15 protein-coding genes are annotated in these 17152 nt (G+C 38.1%); 6 read left to right on the plus strand and 9 right to left on the minus strand.

Features of this window, described 5'->3' with window-relative positions:
• Window positions 1–216 precede the first annotated feature (216 nt).
• On the plus strand, window positions 217–369 hold the full coding sequence (locus tag SJY23_RS03260; protein ID WP_396597430.1) for a hypothetical protein: 153 nt from the start codon (window positions 217–219) through the stop codon (window positions 367–369).
• Window positions 370–634: 265 nt separating this feature from the next.
• On the opposite strand, the gene SJY23_RS03265 is transcribed toward SJY23_RS03260, so the two are convergent.
• The 5 genes from SJY23_RS03265 to SJY23_RS03285 all read right to left on the minus strand — a co-directional run bounded on the left by SJY23_RS03265 (window position 635) and on the right by SJY23_RS03285 (window position 8309).
• Window positions 635–1381, minus strand: a complete 747-nt coding sequence (locus SJY23_RS03265) for a succinate dehydrogenase/fumarate reductase iron-sulfur subunit (RefSeq protein WP_035335580.1) — start codon at window positions 1379–1381, stop codon at window positions 635–637.
• A gap of 7 nt (window positions 1382–1388) precedes the next feature.
• Complete coding sequence (locus SJY23_RS03270) at window positions 1389–3401, minus strand: fumarate reductase/succinate dehydrogenase flavoprotein subunit (RefSeq protein ID WP_035335578.1); 2013 nt, start codon at window positions 3399–3401, stop codon at window positions 1389–1391.
• An 11-nt stretch (window positions 3402–3412) separates the two neighbouring features.
• Window positions 3413–4081, minus strand: a complete 669-nt coding sequence (locus SJY23_RS03275) for a succinate dehydrogenase cytochrome b subunit (protein WP_035335576.1) — start codon at window positions 4079–4081, stop codon at window positions 3413–3415.
• Window positions 4082–4479: 398 nt separating this feature from the next.
• Window positions 4480–7350: a WD40/YVTN/BNR-like repeat-containing protein gene (locus tag SJY23_RS03280; RefSeq protein ID WP_396597431.1), complete on the minus strand. Its 2871-nt coding sequence runs from the start codon at window positions 7348–7350 to the stop codon at window positions 4480–4482.
• A 194-nt stretch (window positions 7351–7544) separates the two neighbouring features.
• Window positions 7545–8309, minus strand: a complete 765-nt coding sequence (locus SJY23_RS03285; RefSeq protein WP_396597432.1) for a carbonic anhydrase family protein — start codon at window positions 8307–8309, stop codon at window positions 7545–7547.
• Window positions 8310–8549: 240 nt separating this feature from the next.
• Here SJY23_RS03285 and SJY23_RS03290 point away from each other — a divergent pair, with 240 nt between their 5' ends.
• Window positions 8550–9842 carry an aminopeptidase P family protein gene (locus tag SJY23_RS03290; protein WP_396597433.1) on the plus strand — a complete coding sequence of 431 codons (1293 nt, stop codon included), beginning with the start codon at window positions 8550–8552 and terminating at the stop codon, window positions 9840–9842.
• Between the two features lie 93 nt (window positions 9843–9935).
• Here SJY23_RS03290 and SJY23_RS03295 read toward each other — a convergent pair whose 3' ends face one another.
• Window positions 9936–11258 carry an aspartate kinase gene (locus SJY23_RS03295; protein WP_396597434.1) on the minus strand — a complete coding sequence of 441 codons (1323 nt, stop codon included), beginning with the start codon at window positions 11256–11258 and terminating at the stop codon, window positions 9936–9938.
• 99 nt (window positions 11259–11357) lie between these two features.
• On the opposite strand from SJY23_RS03295, the gene SJY23_RS03300 reads away from it, so the two are divergent.
• Window positions 11358–12014, plus strand: a complete 657-nt coding sequence (locus SJY23_RS03300; protein WP_035335566.1) for a hypothetical protein — start codon at window positions 11358–11360, stop codon at window positions 12012–12014.
• Here the strand turns inward: SJY23_RS03300 and brnQ are convergent.
• Complete coding sequence (gene brnQ / locus SJY23_RS03305) at window positions 12011–13285, minus strand: branched-chain amino acid transport system II carrier protein (RefSeq protein ID WP_396597435.1); 1275 nt, start codon at window positions 13283–13285, stop codon at window positions 12011–12013. The genes SJY23_RS03300 and brnQ overlap by 4 nt on opposite strands.
• Before the next feature lie 35 nt (window positions 13286–13320).
• On the opposite strand from brnQ, the gene SJY23_RS03310 reads away from it, so the two are divergent.
• Window positions 13321–14097, plus strand: coding sequence for an alpha/beta fold hydrolase (locus SJY23_RS03310; protein WP_396597436.1), 777 nt, complete (start codon window positions 13321–13323; stop codon window positions 14095–14097).
• A 162-nt stretch (window positions 14098–14259) separates the two neighbouring features.
• Complete coding sequence (locus SJY23_RS03315) at window positions 14260–14514, plus strand: hypothetical protein (RefSeq protein ID WP_396597437.1); 255 nt, start codon at window positions 14260–14262, stop codon at window positions 14512–14514.
• Here SJY23_RS03315 and thiL read toward each other — a convergent pair.
• A complete protein-coding gene (gene thiL, locus SJY23_RS03320; protein WP_396597438.1) occupies window positions 14511–15563 on the minus strand; it encodes a thiamine-phosphate kinase in 1053 nt (350 codons plus the stop codon). The two genes, SJY23_RS03315 and thiL, sit on opposite strands and share 4 nt — an antisense overlap.
• Window positions 15564–15832: 269 nt before the next feature.
• Between thiL and SJY23_RS03325 the strand changes: the two genes are divergently transcribed.
• Window positions 15833–16054 carry a hypothetical protein gene (locus SJY23_RS03325; RefSeq protein ID WP_035335559.1) on the plus strand — a complete coding sequence of 74 codons (222 nt, stop codon included), beginning with the start codon at window positions 15833–15835 and terminating at the stop codon, window positions 16052–16054.
• Between the two features lie 16 nt (window positions 16055–16070).
• On the opposite strand, the gene SJY23_RS03330 is transcribed toward SJY23_RS03325, so the two are convergent.
• Window positions 16071–17132, minus strand: a complete 1062-nt coding sequence (locus tag SJY23_RS03330; RefSeq protein ID WP_396597439.1) for a ThuA domain-containing protein — start codon at window positions 17130–17132, stop codon at window positions 16071–16073.
• Window positions 17133–17152 lie beyond the last annotated feature (20 nt).

Raw genomic sequence — 17152 nt, forward strand, 5'->3', positions numbered from 1 at the left:
AAATACGCTTTCGCGAAAGCGTAATCATATCCCACAAAAAGCGTATTGTTTGATATAAAGCTCGGTTAGTATCAAAGCAAGGTAAAGTAATCAAACAACCACGTAGAACGCCCTAAAGCGTTAAAGCTTACTAAAAACGTCTGTTAATCTTACTTAAGACAAAATGAAATAGCCACAGCAATTCTTAATATTATATTCTAACCAAAAATTAATATTATGGCAGATATAGTAAAAGACGAAAAAGATCCAACTGAGGAGTATTTACTTCAAGATAACAAGAAGACGCGTTTTGGCGCAACCTTTATAATTATAACATTAGTTATTTTAATAGTCGCAGTAGTAGCTACCTACTTTGCATTAGGCTTATAATCTATCCTTGAATAGATATTAGGGTATAAATGCGATTGCAATAAGGATACACACGATAATAATGATTGTAATTTTCATAATTATGATTTTGAGGATTTACACGTAGCAAATATGCACTTCATTTAGTTAAATACCGTAGGGTATTTACCCCTAATCGCATAACAATCAATCTTTTTACCAAAATTCAAAAACATAAAAAGCCCGAATTCCATGTGGAATTCGGGCTTTTTAATGTCTATAACTTTTTCGCGAAAGCGAATATAAATTATCCTTTTAGTGAAGCAGAAAGGTACTCACGGTTCATACGTGCTATGTTTTCTAGAGATATCCCTTTAGGACACTCAACCTCACAAGCACCAGTGTTTGTACAGTTACCAAAACCTTCTTCGTCCATTTGCTTTACCATGTTAAGAACACGAGTAGTTGCCTCTACTTCACCTTGTGGAAGTAATGCAAACTGACTCACCTTTGCTCCTACAAATAGCATTGCACTAGAGTTCTTACAACTTGCAACACATGCTCCACAACCGATACATGTAGCCGCCGCAAACGCGTCGTCTGCATTTTCCTTTTCGATAGGAATCGAGTTTGCATCTTGTGTGTTACCAGACGTATTTACAGATATAAATCCTCCTGCGTGCTGTATACGGTCAAAAGAAGAACGATCTACCATAAGATCTTTTATTACAGGGAATCCCGCTGCTCTAAAAGGCTCTATAGTAATAGTATCTCCGTCTTTAAATTTACGCATGTGTAACTGGCAAGTAGTAACAAGTCTATCTGGACCGTGCGCCTCACCATTAATAAACATAGAACATGAACCACAAATTCCCTCACGACAATCGTGATCAAATGTTACAGGCTCCTCTCCTTCGTTAATGAGCTTATTGTTAAGCACATCCATCATTTCTAAGAAAGACATATCACCGTCGATACCATCGATTGGGTACGTTACTATGCTTCCTTTAGCTGTGGCGTTTTTCTGGCGCCATACCTTTAGCGTTAGTTTCATTGTCTTCTTATTTATAGCTTCTTTGTTTTAACTCAATATTCTCAAACTTCAATTCTTCTTTATGAAGAACAGCATCCTTAGGTGCTCCTTTATATTCCCAAGCAGATACAAATGTGAAATTTTCATCATCACGTAATGCTTCTCCTTTTTGCGGACCATCAAGCTCCACAGACTCTTCTCTAAAGTGCCCACCAGCAGACTCGTTACGCGTTAATGCATCTTTTGCAAATAACTCACCTAGCTCTAAGAAATCTGCTACACGGAGTGCTTTTGCAAGTTCTTCATTAAACTCATTCTGCCCTCCTGGTACGCGTACTTCTTTATAAAAGTCATCACGTAGTGATGCGATTTCGTCAATAGCACTTTGTAGATCTGTCGCGTTACGTGACATACCACATTTGTTCCACATAATCTTACCTAACTTCTTGTGGAAGTAGTCTACAGATTTTGTTCCATTGTTATTTACTAAAGCATCTACTTGCTTACGCACGTTTTGCTCTGCCTCTTCAAACTCAGGAGAGTCTGTAGAGATAGGACCCGTACGGATATCGTTAGACAGGTAGTCACCTATAGTATATGGTAATACAAAGTATCCATCTGCAAGACCTTGCATAAGCGCCGAAGCTCCTAAACGGTTTGCACCGTGATCTGAGAAGTTTGCTTCTCCTATCGCATATAGACCTTCTACAGAAGTCTGTAAGTTATAATCAACCCATAATCCTCCCATTGTATAATGTACCGCTGGGTAAATCATCATAGGTGTTTTGTATGGATTTTGATCTACAATCTTCTCATACATCTGGAATAAGTTTCCGTATTTGTTACGTACTACTTCTGTTCCTAATGCTGTTACGACAGCTTTGTCATTTGCATCTTTATGCTGTACATATGCTTGTTCTTTACCGTAACGCTCGATTGCGCTTGCAAAGTCTAAGTATACTGCTTCTCCAGTTTTATTTACTCCAAAACCTGCATCACAACGTTCTTTTGCAGCTCTAGATGCTACATCACGTGGTACTAGGTTACCAAAGGCTGGGTAGCGACGCTCTAGATAATAATCTCTCTCGTCCTCAGCAAGCTCAGTAGGCTTCTTCTTCCCTTCGCGTATTGCGATGGCATCTTCTTTTTTCTTAGGCACCCATATACGACCGTCATTACGTAGTGACTCAGACATAAGCGTTAACTTAGACTGGTGATCACCAGAAACTGGTATACATGTAGGGTGTATTTGAGTATAACAAGGGTTTGCAAAGTAAGCGCCACGTTTGTGCGCTTTCCATGCTGCCGTTACATTAGAACCCATTGCATTTGTTGAAAGATAAAATACGTTACCGTAACCACCTGTTCCTAATACAACCGCGTGTGCAGAGTGACGCTCTATTTCTCCAGTAACAAGGTTACGAGTGATAATACCACGAGCTTTACCGTCTACCTTTACGACGTCTAGCATCTCGTGACGGTTATACATTTTTATCTTACCACGACCTATCTGACGGTTCATTGCAGAATATGCTCCTAGTAGTAATTGTTGTCCTGTTTGTCCTTTTGCATAAAAAGTACGACTTACAAGTACACCACCAAAAGAACGGTTATCTAACAATCCACCATAATCACGTGCAAAAGGAACTCCTTGAGCTACACACTGATCAATAATGTTTGTAGAAACCTCAGCAAGACGATAAACGTTTGCCTCACGTGAGCGGTAATCACCACCTTTTACCGTATCATAAAATAAACGGTAGGTAGAGTCACCATCTCCTTGATAGTTCTTTGCTGCGTTAATACCTCCTTGTGCTGCAATAGAGTGCGCACGTCGTGGAGAATCTTGAAAGCAAAAAGCCTTTACGTTATAGCCTAGTTCTGCAAGCGTTGCTGCTGCAGATCCTCCGGCAAGACCTGTACCTACAACAATCACATCAATAAGACGTTTGTTTGCAGGGTTTACAAGGTTAATTTCATTTTTATAGTTAGTCCACTTATCAGCTAGTGGTCCTTGGGGTATTTTAGAATCTAATGCCATAGCTTTATTTTTTAGTGAGGAATTTGATTAAAGTGCAGGTATACTGCAATAATTATAAATCCTACAGGTATTGTAATTGCCCAAACTTTAGCAAACTTTGAAAGTCCAGCAGAATACTTATTATTAAATCCTACAGACTGGAATGTCGATGCAAATCCGTGCCATAAGTGAAGTGCTAGTAACACAAAAGAAATCACGTATAGTACTACACGTACAGGGCTTTCAAATTTGTGAACAGTCTCTGCATAATATCTTGTAGGATCTTCTGGATGCGTTTCTACATATTTATGTACCATTTCTGGAATCCAGAAATCATAAAAGTGAAGTCCTAAGAACGCAAGTACCACAAGTCCAGAAATGATCATGTTACGAGATGTCCAAGGTGCGTTTGCACTTCCTTTGTACTGTGCATATCCTACAGGACGTGCTTTTCGGTTTTGTAATTCTAACACAAAACCCATCACGAAGTGAAAAACCACTCCGAAAATAAGTACAGGCTGCAATCCATATTGTACTAATGGGTTTGTACCCATAAAATGCGACCACGCATTAAATGTATCTGGCGCAATAACCGCTGTACTGTTAATTACAAAGTGCTGTGTTAAAAAGACAACTAGAAAAAGACCTGATAGCGCCATGGCTACCTTTCGGCCAATCGAAGATTTTAATAATCCGCTCATTTAATTTTTGGTTTGGAATAATCTATACAAAAATACGGCGCAAACGTTGTTTTGGCAACTATACGAGGAAAGCATTGTTATTATTTAGAATGATTATAAGAAAAAAACACAACTATGTTCAACACTAAAAGGTAGACATTGCAAAAACGGCATTTTACGTTCAACATTTTCAATATTATTGAAAACTTTTAAGATAGATTTATAAGTTATCACGCTTTCGCGAAAGCGTGATTTCATCCATAAGAACTTAGTGCTCTAACATTTACTATGACATTTTAAACTTATGAATAGGCCTCACGTTAGTAAGAATCCCATCATCTCTTCGATAATCAGTGTCTTTTTAAAACGAAAAACCCCATACACTAGGTACAGGGTTTTAAAAAATCTTATTTTTTTCTTTATTTAATCTCTAAGGTAGTTTGTGCTGCATTACTATTACCTCCTCCACCATCAAGAGAAACTGTATACACTCCTTTTGGGAGGTAATACTTACCACTTTTGGCTTTCTGAATATCTAATGAAGAGTTTGCTTTTTCAAGTAACTTCTTCCCTTTTTCTGTTATTGAAAGATCGTAATTAAACACATTAAGTCCCGCCGAAGGTAGTAATGCCACTCGCTGCACTTCTTTACCTTCTGCGTTCTTTACCACCATAGCAAATTTACTTGCATTGCTTGTGTAGTAATTGATAGCTACGCTTGGCTCATATGGTTCAGACCAGCTGCTCCAACTATTGCCCCATCTCCCGCTTGATCTTACACTAGCAATGTCAAATATTTGAGTATTTGCCCCTGTATTTACCTGCTGTATAGGTGTTAGATCTGCTCTGTAGATGCTTCGGCCGTGCGTTCCTAGTAATAGGTGATTTGCTTTTTTCTGGATTTTCATATCGTGAACTGCTACTGCTGGTAGTGGCGCAGTGGTTTTATCTGATACCGCTTTCGCGAAAGCGTTATAACTCTCACCACCATTTATGCTCACATAAGCACCATTATCTGTACCTACGTAAATGATATTTTCTTTTACAGGATCTTCGATAATCACATTAACAGGAGACATAGGAATCCCTGCCGAAATATTCTTCCATGTCTGTCCATAATTATCAGAAACATAGATATATGTTGCAAAATCATCCCAGCGATATCCATTTAAGGTAGCATATACTCGCTCCTTCTTATGCTCTGAAGCCACGACACGTGATACCCACAAATCATTAGGCAATGTGTTACTAATCACTTGCCAATCGCTACCACCATTTTTTGTAACAGCAATCTTACCGTCATCACTTCCTGTGTATATCAACCCAAATTGAAAAGGAGACTCTGAAACTGAAGTAAGAGTTCCATAAGCCACATTACCAGGCTTACCGCCATGTGTAAGGTCTGGGCTTATTGCAGTCCAGCTATCACCTTGATCCATAGATCTCATGAGTTTATTACCTCCTAGATATAAAATATCTTGGTTATGAGAACTTAGTAAAATAGGCGTTTGCCAATTAAAACGATATGGCTTCTCTCCTAAGGTGTGCTTTATATCAAATCGCTTGTTTTCTCCCGTCTCACGATTAATCCTAAAGTAGTTACCAAACTGAAATCCTGTGTACACAATGTTTGCATCACGATTATCTACTTGCACTTGCATACCGTCACCACCCATGATACTTTCCCAAGGATACTGCCCGCTTTGCAACCAGCCTCTACTTTCTTGTGCAGTACTCGGAGCTACCCACACACCATTATCTTGTAATCCTCCATATATATTATAAGGCTCCTCATTATCTACTTGAATAAAGTAAAACTGACCAACAGATGGATCATTTGCTTTTATCCAGCTAGCACCATCATCGTATGATATATTAATACCTCCATCATTACCATTTATAAGGTGCTTTTCATTCTTAGGATTAATCCACAGCGCGTGGTGATCTGCGTGCACGTTAGGAGCATTAATACTCGTGAAGGTCTTTCCTCCATCTTTAGACTTTACAATAGGCACACCGTAAATGTAAATATCTTGAGCATCTGATGGGTTTACGTTAATCTCTCCAAAATAATACCCGTAGCTATAGTATAAATCATCTATATAGCCCTTGTGAGTTTTCTTCCATGTAGCTCCACCATCATTAGATCTATACACCTCTGCTCCTACTACAGGTGTATCAAACATTTGTGTATTTGCCGTTTCTAAGTACGTGGCAAGATCTACTGGTTGTACATCTCCTTGACGCACCATAGATTTCACATTTGCAGCACGGTATTTTTCTTGAAAACCATTGCGCTTTAGGTAACCATCCAGCTTCTTATCATCTAGCGCTAATAATGCTTCCTTAGACATCGTCTTAAAATCATCTTTTTCTAATTTACTTGATGACGATTTTTTCACCTCACCCTCACGACGGAACTGACTATCATGTACTGCATACACCGTATTCTCGTCATAGACCGCAATCCCTATTCTACCAACACCATCACCAGATGGAAAATTAGTAAGCTGTTGCCACGTATCTCCACCATCTGTACTCTTATAAATTCCAGATCCAGCACCCGCTCCTTCGAAGTTCCATGCTTTGCGATCCTTTTGCCATGCCGAAGCATACATCAAATTAAAATTAGCTGGATCATTATCTATATCTATAATTCCCGTTTTATTATCAATAAATAAGGTTTTTTTCCAGGTCTTACCACCATCCTTTGTTTTATAAATTCCTCGCTCTTCGTTATCTGAATATAGATGACCTAGTGCTCCTACAACCACCTCATCTGGATTAGACGGGTTTATTAAAATACGCCCTATGTGGTGACTATCTATAAGTCCCATATTTTGCCACGTTGCACCTTTATCTGTAGATTTTAATAATCCTATCCCGGCATAACTAGATCTAGACGCGTTATTCTCTCCAGTACCTACCCATATAGTTCCGCTTTTCCAGTCTACAGTAACTTCTCCTACATTTTGCGTAGGAGCATTATCCATTACCGGTGTAAAAGTGGTTCCGTTATTATTGGTATACCATAATCCACCACTAGCATAGCCTGCATAAAACTCAGACGGCATGTCTGGGTTTACTGCAATATCTACAATACGACCACTCATTACCGAAGGCCCTATATTTTCAAAAGGGATATTTTTTACAATACTGTTACTAAGCGACTGCTTTTTTTGAAGCACTGCCTGTTCTTGTAATTGTATCGAGGTCGCTGGTTGTTGTGACTGCCCTTTAGTAAGTGCAAAAAGAACCGCACTTGAGGCAAGGAAATAACGTAATTTCATTTGGTTTGGATTTTATAAGGCAATGAAAATACGGAAAGGACTTATTTTAAGAAAATTTTTGGTTTTTGTTTAACACGTCATCATACACAAGAGGTTGGAAACCTCAATACAAAAAAAAGAAAAGCTCTCCGAAACTTAGTAAAGTTAGGAGAGCTATAAAATCAATTACAACATCAATTGTGAGACTACATTATTTAATCAATAAAATTTACTTTACCAGTTTCCATGTCATAAACAGCCGAAACAATTTTAATCTTACCATCACTTTCCATTTCTGCCATTTTAGGCGATTGCTCTCGGATGTCTTGAACCGTTTTAATAGCATTTTTGTGAATTACATTATTAGTAAAGACAACATTCTTAGAAGATAGCTCGCCATCTTTCTCGGTTGCAAGTACAGATGGTTTAATCTCATCAAGTAAATTTGAAAGAGAATTCATACCCATAGACGCAGCGTCCGTATTATCTATAGCGTGTTTTACAGCGCCACATTCAGTATGACCCATTACAATTACTACTTTTGATCCCGCAACAGCCGTAGCAAATTCCATAGAACCTACGATGTCTCTATTTTCAATATTACCAGCAACTCTTGCAACAAAAATATCACCTATACCTAAGTCAAATACATCTTCTACAGGCACTCTACTATCAACACAAGAAAGCACAATGGCTTTAGGATATTGACCTATCGTGGCTTTTCTCCTTTGCGCCGAGTGGTCACGTTGTGTTAAATTATTATCTACAAAGTTCTGATTTCCTTTTTTTAGTCGACTTATAATTTCGTCAGGAGTCATTCCAGCTTGTTCTTCGGCAGTCATAATACTTTCTACGACTTTGTTTTCTATAACCTCAGATGTTCGTTGTTCGTCTTGTACAATCTCATGGGAGCTCTCTTTGCAAGAGTTCAAAAAAATCATACACATTACACTTAGCGATACTTTAAATAGCTTTCTCATTTTTCTAATTTTTATTTAGTTATTCATAATGACATAACTAGTTTCAAATTTAATAGTATTACTTTCATTTTTAAAACTTAAGCTATTATTTTAACCAATAATTAACTCATATGCTCTTCTACAGTGCTATTGACAGTCAATTATTGTTATGCTATTGCCATTAAAAAGCATGTTCTAATTTGTACTTTTACAATAGTAGATTAATGAATAATAGATATACCCGTATAAAAGGTCACAATTATGAAATACGACTTAATAGACAACACCCTTTTTATAAAAAACCGCAAGAACTTTATGACTCAAATGAAGCCTAAAAGTCTAGCTGTTTTTAATAGTAATGACACTTACCCAGTAAGCGCAGACTCAACGCTTCCTTTTGAGCAGCACCGTGATATTTTTTATTTAAGCGGCGTTGATCAAGAAGAGTCTATTCTTGTTTTATTTCCAGACTGTCCTAAAGAGCAATATCGCGAGATTCTTTTCTTAACAGAGACCAATGATCACATCGCAGTTTGGGAAGGAGAAAAACTTACAAAGGAAAAAGCACTAGCAACTTCTGGAGTTAAGACAGTTTTCTGGCTTCAAGACTTAGAAAAAGTTTTTGCAGAGCTTATGACGTATGCAGATACTGTATATGTAAACACTAATGAACACTATCGCCAGTCTGTAGCACTTGAGACAAGAGAAGATCGTTTTACAAAATGGTGGAAAGCAAAATATCCAGCACATAGTGTTGCAAAAAGTAACCCGATCCTACAGCGTTTACGTTCTGTAAAAGATCCTATCGAGTTAGATCTAATGCAGAAGGCTTGTGATATTACTAACAAAGGTTTCCGTCGCGTGCTTGGGTTTGTAAAACCTGGAGTTTGGGAGTATGAGATTGAGGCAGAGTACATGCATGAATTCTTACGCAATCGTTCTAAGAAGTTTGCGTACACACCAATCATAGCTTCTGGTAATAATGCAAACGTGCTTCATTACATTGAAAATAACAATCAATGTAAAGATGGAGAACTTATATTAATGGATGTAGGAGCAGAGTATGCAAATTACTCGAGTGACATGACAAGGACAATCCCTGTAAACGGAAGATTTACAGACCGACAAAAAGATGTTTACAATGCAGTGCTACGCGTAAAAGATGAGGCTACAAAAATGCTAGTACCTGGTACTATGTGGGAGCAATATCACGTAGAGGTCGGCAAACTAATGACTTCTGAGTTATTGGGTCTAGGCTTACTAGACAAAGCAGATGTGCAGAGTGAGAATCCAGACTGGCCTGCTTATAAGAAGTATTTCATGCACGGTACTTCTCACCACATTGGTCTTGACACTCATGATTACGGATTGCTACACGAACCTATGCAAGCAAACAATGTGTTTACTGTAGAGCCTGGAATATACATTCCTAAAGAAGGTTTTGGAATACGTCTAGAGGATGATCTAGTCATCCAAGAAAATGGAGCTCCCGTAAATCTTATGGGTGACATTCCTATCACAGTTGAGGAGATTGAAGATCTTATGAATAAGTAAAATAAGTACACTTTCGCGAAAGCTACCAAATAACAAAAGCCCGTTTTCAATATGAAAAACGGGCTTTTACAATCAAAGGAACTTCTTAGTTTGCTAGGCTACGGGAAGAGAAAACACATAACGCTGTAAAAGCTCTAGGGCGCTACGCTTATCTTCTGTTGCAACTAGCAATGATATATTATGATCACTTCCTCCGTAAGAAATCATGCGCACCTGCACATCTTGGAGTACTTGAAATAACTTATGTGTATCTGCATGACGGTTTACCTCATTACCTACGAGACAGATAATAGTCTGATTTTTATCTACAACAACTTGTGCAAATTGTAACAGCTCTGCTTGTATCGCATCAAGATGCGTAGTATCATCAATCGTGAGTGACACCGCAATTTCTGAAGTGGTAATCATATCTATAGATGTCTCATAGCGCTGGAAGATTGCAAACACTTTACTTAAAAATCCGTGCGCAAGTAACATCTTGCTTGATTTTATTTTGAGTGCTGTAATTCCATCTTTGGCAGCGATTGCTTTTATTCCCTCACCTTCAGATTTATGGGTTATTACTGTACCTGGGGCATCTGGCTCCATCGTGTTTTTAAGTCTCAATGGTATACGATCTTCTCGTAATGGCTGCACTGTCTGCGGGTGCAAGATTTTGGCTCCAAAATAGGCCAACTCTGCCGCCTCATCATAGCAGAGTGCACTAATCGCCTTAGTTTTTTCAACTTCTCGAGGATCATTATTGTGAAATCCATCTATATCTGTCCAGATTTGAACCTCACTTGCCTGTATTGCAGCTCCTATAATAGTTGCTGTATAATCACTTCCTCCACGTTGCAAGTTTGAAATCTGACCGTAATAATTGCGACATATAAAACCTTGAGTAATATATACAACGCTATCATCAACTTGATCAATCACTCGGCGTAAATTCTGTGCGATATAAAATTGATCTGGCTCATGCTCTTTATCAATTCGCATGAATTCTAACGCTGGCAACAAGACAGCTTTAAGTCCTTCTTGCTCTAGAAAATGACAAAAAATAAAAGTAGAAAGTAATTCTCCTTGCGCTACAATTGCCTCAGCTTTTTGATCACTAAAGTCTTCTGATGAAAGTCGCTCTATCTCTGCAAATATTTCGTCTACATATCCTATTACAAGAGGCTTTAGCCTTTTATCTGTAATTAACTGCTCCACTACATCGTCATACCTTGATTGCAGGCTGCTGCGTAGCTCACTTGCCTCCATAATATTTGATGCTCTTGCGGCATTTGCGATTTGGACTAAAGCATTTGTAGTACCAGACATTGCAGAAAGCACTACTATTTTAGGAGTTGGCGTATCAATAATATGTCTTACAGCGATCATATTTTCAATAGAACCAACGGAGGTACCCCCAAATTTTAAAACTTGCATACGTGATATTTTTAGGTAAATGTATTTCAGAGTTAGATTACCACCATAAAAATGAAGAAAATAGACTAATTTTGAACAAAATGTTAACTATATAACGATTTGAACACTATATCAGACTGCGTATCAGAAATTATCGCACAGCAACCTTACTTAGAAGAGGCATTATCACAGAAGATTATTAACTATGCCGCTCTCGCTGAGAATCTTAATCCTCAGGTCTCACAATTACTTAAGAAGCCTGTAAAAGATGGAGCTATCTTAATGGCGCTACGTCGTTATGCATCACCTACAGACACACAAAAATCGCTACGCTTAAAGGAAGTACTAAGTACGCTAGGTGATATTACTGTACGCTCTAAGCTTATTGTGTTTACATTTCAAAATTCTGGAACACTTATCCAGAATCACGCTCAAATATTGAGCACTATTGCCACAAATACACAGGTGTTTTATACGTTTACGCGTGGTATCCATGAAAGCACACTCATAAGCTCATCCAGTGAAGAGGCAAATATTAGAAATCATTTCAAGACAGAAAACATTCTTGGGTTTCAGGGTAACTTATCTGCTATAAGCATACGACTTCCGCAAGGGAACACTGCGGTTGCAGGTTTGTACTACCAGATATTTAAACGTTTGGCGTGGGAAGGTATTTCATTACAAGAAGTTATTTCAACCACAAACGAATTTATTATTCTTGTAGAAGACCATCTTGTTGACCGTGCATTTTCTACTATTAAAAAGTTACAATCTTAGGTGGTACGCTTTCGCGAAAGCGTAATAGCACTCACCACTACATACGTCACAATAGCAGGTAATAACCAGCCCAAACTTACAGTACCTAGCGGAATCATTTCTTGCACCACTTTCATCTGATCACCAAAGCCCACAGAGGCCCAAAAGTCTGGTGCGCTAAATAGTATGGTAGCAATCACTACTGCTTTGAACACTACTGGAGATGTCCACCTTCTAGGCATTGCGTTAAGTAATATTAACACGATGGTGATTGGGTAGATAAACATGAGTGCTGGTACGGCCACTATAATGATAGAATTTACATCTAGTTGTCCCATCACCACCCCAAGTATAGCTCCTAGAATTGCTGTGATAGTATAAGCTACTTGTGAATCACCTAGAATGCCTTTAACAAAATCTGCGGTCCCTGTTACAATTCCCACGGCTGTAGTAAAACAAGCCAAACCAACCAATACAGCCAGTACCTTAGTACCTATAACACCTAATGTATCTGTACTCAAAAGTGTGAGAAGTGCCGTGCGATCTGTCATCTCTATACCTCCACTTCTCAATGCTCCCAGATAGATAAGTCCTCCATAAATTAGTAACAATCCTATACCTGCGATGATTCCCGCTCTAGTTAATAAACGTTGCTTTGCACCACTGGAGCCCTTTTTAAAACCAAGAGATATTACAATAACACCGCCTACCACGACTCCTCCAATGGCATCAAAGGTTTGATAACCCTCTAAGATTCCGCTAGTGAGTGTACTATCGAAAATGGATGCACGCATAGGCTCATACTCTCCGAATATGCCAATACCAATCACCAATGCCAAAATAATGAGAATCGCAGGAGTGAGATACTTACCCACAAGGTCCATCATTTTAGACCTGTTGAGTACAAATATCAAGACTAGCCCAAAGTATATCGTACTCCACAGCCAACTAGAAATATCAAAATATGGAGCTATTGCCATTTCATAAGTAACAGAAGCTGTTCGTGGGCCAGGTAATGCTATAGAAATAGCATAAACAACAATTGTATATAGAAGTGCGAAAAGTGGTGAAACTTTTTTTGCAAAATCAATCAAAGTCCCTTGCAATCTCGCATGACCATAAATCGCGAGAATAGGTATAACCACGGCAGAAATAAGAAACCCTGCTAATACAAATAACCAAGAGCTACCCGCATTAAAACCTAAAAAAGATGGCAGGATTAAATTACCCGCGCCAAAAAAAAGGGAGAATAAAGCAAAAGCTGTGATAAATGTTTGTTTGGTCATTCTCATAGGTTGCGTGATATTTGCCCACCAATATAGAACTAATGACTATTAACCACAAAGGTGCTTCCATATTTTATACAGATCAAGGAACAGGAACACCTGTAATTTTACTTCACGGATTCTTAGAAAACCACCAGATGTGGGACCAATTCCTTAGCGTTTTGTGCAATCAATACCGCGTTATATGCATAGATTTATTAGGTCACGGATTTTCGGAGTCTGTGGGTTATGTGCATAGCATGGAGGAAATGGCTGGTGCAGTTGCAGCAGTAACAAATCAGTTAGGGCTTAAGGATATTGCATTAATAGGGCACTCTATGGGAGGTTATGTAGGTCTCGCTTTCGCGAAAGCGTATCCAGAATTTGTATCAAAATTATGCCTTCTTAACTCCACTCCAGAGGCAGACGACGATACTCGCAAAAAATTGAGATCACGTGCAAATGTGATGGCAAAAAAACAATATGAGCAACTTGTAAGAATGTCCTTTATAAATCTCTTTGACAAAAAAGCAACTTCAGCCAATAAGGTCGAAATAAACGACGCACTTGAACAAGCACTCAACACACCTGTACAAGGGTATATTGCCGCAAATTCTGGAATGAAAGATAGACAAGACAGTTCTGAGTTTTGGAAAACAACCTCTATAACAACTGGAATGATTTTAGGAAAGTCGGATATGCTCATAGATGCTCATTTACAAGAGCAGCGTTACAAAAGGTCTACAAACTTCTTCAGTATCATAGAAAGTGGCCACATGTCACACATTACAAATACTACAGCAACTCTAGATACCATGCTTCATTTTCTATCCTCATAATCAGTCAACTAATAATTATAAACAATAGAAATCTCTTACTAAAATATACATAGGTTTATAGCGGAGATTGAGGTTGATTATTAAAATTAAAAGTATTTCATCGGTAAATTTGTGTATTTCACAGATGATTCCTTTATTTGTGTATCCCAAATCACCCCTAAAATGAAATCATTTAACCTAAAGACAGAAAACCAAAGTACCAACCCACTTACTATTGTAGGCTGCAAATTATTTGGACATAAATATAGAATCATAAAACGTTATGAATCTAATCTAAAAGAATTTGAATGCTCACAGTGTAAAAAACAATACACGCTTGATGGTTATGGCCATTACACACCGTTAACACCTCAGTTACGTCGTATTAACGAGGTTTACGAAGAGTTTTACATGCGTAAACTCGCTCGCACCTCTTAGTCTTCTTTTTGAAGTGCATTCCATCCACGGGCAACTAATGGTATTTTAGTATTTGCTCGTGTGATGAGGTGTACGCCTTCTTTTTCTTCTGTCATGTGACCTATTATAGAAAAATTAGGATTTCCTTTTATTTTTGGAAAATCCTCTTGACTAATTGTAAATAAGAGTTCATAATCTTCTCCACCGCTTAGCGCGATAGTAGTACTATCTAGTTCAAACTCCTCACAACTACTTATAACTTGTGGATCAAGCGGTATCTTATCTTCATATATATTACACCCTACACCAGAGTTTTTACATATATGCAGTACCTCAGAAGATAACCCATCGCTTACATCAATCATAGATGTAGGCTTCACTTCTAAAGATTCTAAAATTCCTTTTACATCTTTACGCGCTTCAGGTTTAAGTTGGCGCTCAATCAAGTAACTATATTGCTCAAGATCTGGCTGGCTATTAGGATTTACTTTAAAGACGGCCTTCTCCCTTTCTAGTATCTGTAATCCCATATAAGCTGCACCTATATCTCCAGTTACTACTAGTAAATCTCCTGCGTTTGCAGTAGATCTTTTTGCTATGTTCTTAGGAGTTGCGTGACCTATTGCGGTAACACTTATTACTAAACCTACATTAGAAGAGGTAGTATCTCCACCTACTAGGTCTACTTTATAATTAACACAAGCAGCTTGAATACCGGCATATAATTCTTCTAGCGCCTCTAGTGGGAAACGATTAGACACTGCGATTGATACGGTAATCTGAGTAGCTTCTGCATTCATAGCATAAACATCAGAGAGGTTTACCATCACAGCCTTGTAACCTAAATGCTTTAAAGGCACGTAGGTCAAATCAAAATGTACTCCCTCTACAAGAAGGTCTGTAGTAACAATAACCTGACTCTTAGGGAATTTTAAAACTGCAGTATCGTCACCTACTCCAACAACGGTACTTTTATGATGAATTTTAAAATGCTTTGTTAAGTGATCAATTAGACCAAATTCTCCTAATTCTGATAGCGAAGTGCGCTCTTGATTTTTATCTTCTAACATAGCTGCAAAGATACTTAAACATCTTCTTTTATTACTTTCAAAATTGTCTAGCACAAACTACAGGTAGCATAATACTAATACCCTTATTCAATCCTACGTTCACATGGCACAACTTAGTAATTATCTAATTATAAGGGAGAAAAGAGCCGAAAAATTAGAACATTATCGATAAAACGGCCATATTTTCATAAAGTATTCTTAAAAGCTCTCTATTGCCTAGGCTAATTATATTTGTTTAAGTAATTTAACCTAAAATTAAACAATTTACTATGGACCTCTTACAACAAGCAGAAGTATATGAAAATAGAACAATGAGTCATATGTCTACTAGTGATCGAGTAGCAGCATCACGAGAAGGTAAAAGATTGATTCTTGCTATTAACGAAGTATACAAGAAAACAAAAGACAGTAAACTTATGGACGTCATGAAACGCCTTACTGTAAAAAAGAAAAAAATTGAAAAACGTATTAAGGGCAGATTAGCTGCATAATATGTAATATATACAACTATTTCCAAGAGCGCTTTACGGCGCTCTTTTTTGTTGGAAAATCACCTGGCACTTCTTGTGTTACTCTCCCGGTGGCTGCCCACTCTGCTCCTCGCTGCAAGGTCGTTATAAAGCCGACACTCTCCATAGAAATATCCATATGTCCTAAGGCAGTATGGAATACACGTCCACTTTCATAATTTACAGTCATAATAAGAGGCTCACCCCTGCCGGATCCTTTATTTTCTGGAGCCCACGGTTGTGCATTTCCCTCTACATCAGAATAGGCGTAGTATAATACATTTACATTCTTAGCAGGGCCGCGTAAACGGTCATAGAGTTCGTCTTTAGTATGCATCCATTGCTTAGGTAATCCACGCATGATAGGGTGTAACGTATCCCAGGCTGTTAGTACAAATTCGGTTTCTGGACCGTGTGAAGATTCCTCACCATTACTTGGTTCAATCTTAAGCTGTTCTTCTTTGTTAATGTAAATCTGATTAAGTCCATCGTGTGGGCGGTTTCCCCAGCCACCTACGCCTATCATGTTGTTGAATGCTGGCCAGTCTCCCCAAGAATTATTTGCTCCATGAACAACCACAAGACCGCCACCATTCTTCATATAAGATTCAAAATCTTCTTTTGTATCCTCAGGCCAATTTGCAGTTTTGTCACCAAAGTTTGATAAGATCACATCATATGTATCAAATTCGGGCTTAAAAGAAGCATCTGCAATGATGCTGTCTTTTACTTCATGTATTCGTGCATCATCTACTCTATACTTTTCAACTAGTTGTGTGATACTGTCGTGATTGAGTCCGTCTACAATACCGTGATGTGGACCTTGATATGTATAAGCGGTTCTATAAATATCAACCTGAAAAAGACCTGTTTCTTCTAAATATGATTTCATCATCATTGTTGTTTTGGGCCATACTCCATGATTGTTTTGACCGTCTACAATGAGTGCTCTAAGTTGCTTAACTGGTTCATCTATGACCTGCTTCTTATCTTCAGCCTGATTGCAACTAGTAATAAATAGTATACAGAAACTTATTTTGAGTAACATTTTGATGTGCATAAAATCTTATTTAGATTCCT

The organism is Dokdonia sp. R86516, from assembly GCF_044596715.1.
Classification (GTDB): domain Bacteria; phylum Bacteroidota; class Bacteroidia; order Flavobacteriales; family Flavobacteriaceae; genus Dokdonia.

What these genes read in the sequence shown, in the direction of transcription:
- brnQ (WP_396597435.1), bottom strand. Translation starts at nt 13,285, where the DNA reads ATGAGAATGACCAAACAAACATTTATCACAGCTTTTGCTTTATTCTCC.
- SJY23_RS03260 (WP_396597430.1), top strand. Translation starts at nt 217, where the DNA reads ATGGCAGATATAGTAAAAGACGAAAAAGATCCAACTGAGGAGTATTTA.
- thiL (WP_396597438.1), bottom strand. Translation starts at nt 15,563, where the DNA reads ATGTTAGAAGATAAAAATCAAGAGCGCACTTCGCTATCAGAATTAGGA.
- SJY23_RS03310 (WP_396597436.1), top strand. Translation starts at nt 13,321, where the DNA reads ATGACTATTAACCACAAAGGTGCTTCCATATTTTATACAGATCAAGGA.
- SJY23_RS03330 (WP_396597439.1), bottom strand. Translation starts at nt 17,132, where the DNA reads ATGCACATCAAAATGTTACTCAAAATAAGTTTCTGTATACTATTTATT.
- SJY23_RS03285 (WP_396597432.1), bottom strand. Translation starts at nt 8,309, where the DNA reads ATGAGAAAGCTATTTAAAGTATCGCTAAGTGTAATGTGTATGATTTTT.
- SJY23_RS03295 (WP_396597434.1), bottom strand. Translation starts at nt 11,258, where the DNA reads ATGCAAGTTTTAAAATTTGGGGGTACCTCCGTTGGTTCTATTGAAAAT.
- SJY23_RS03270 (WP_035335578.1), bottom strand. Translation starts at nt 3,401, where the DNA reads ATGGCATTAGATTCTAAAATACCCCAAGGACCACTAGCTGATAAGTGG.
- SJY23_RS03290 (WP_396597433.1), top strand. Translation starts at nt 8,550, where the DNA reads ATGAAATACGACTTAATAGACAACACCCTTTTTATAAAAAACCGCAAG.
- SJY23_RS03280 (WP_396597431.1), bottom strand. Translation starts at nt 7,350, where the DNA reads ATGAAATTACGTTATTTCCTTGCCTCAAGTGCGGTTCTTTTTGCACTT.
- SJY23_RS03325 (WP_035335559.1), top strand. Translation starts at nt 15,833, where the DNA reads ATGGACCTCTTACAACAAGCAGAAGTATATGAAAATAGAACAATGAGT.
- SJY23_RS03315 (WP_396597437.1), top strand. Translation starts at nt 14,260, where the DNA reads ATGAAATCATTTAACCTAAAGACAGAAAACCAAAGTACCAACCCACTT.
- SJY23_RS03265 (WP_035335580.1), bottom strand. Translation starts at nt 1,381, where the DNA reads ATGAAACTAACGCTAAAGGTATGGCGCCAGAAAAACGCCACAGCTAAA.
- SJY23_RS03275 (WP_035335576.1), bottom strand. Translation starts at nt 4,081, where the DNA reads ATGAGCGGATTATTAAAATCTTCGATTGGCCGAAAGGTAGCCATGGCG.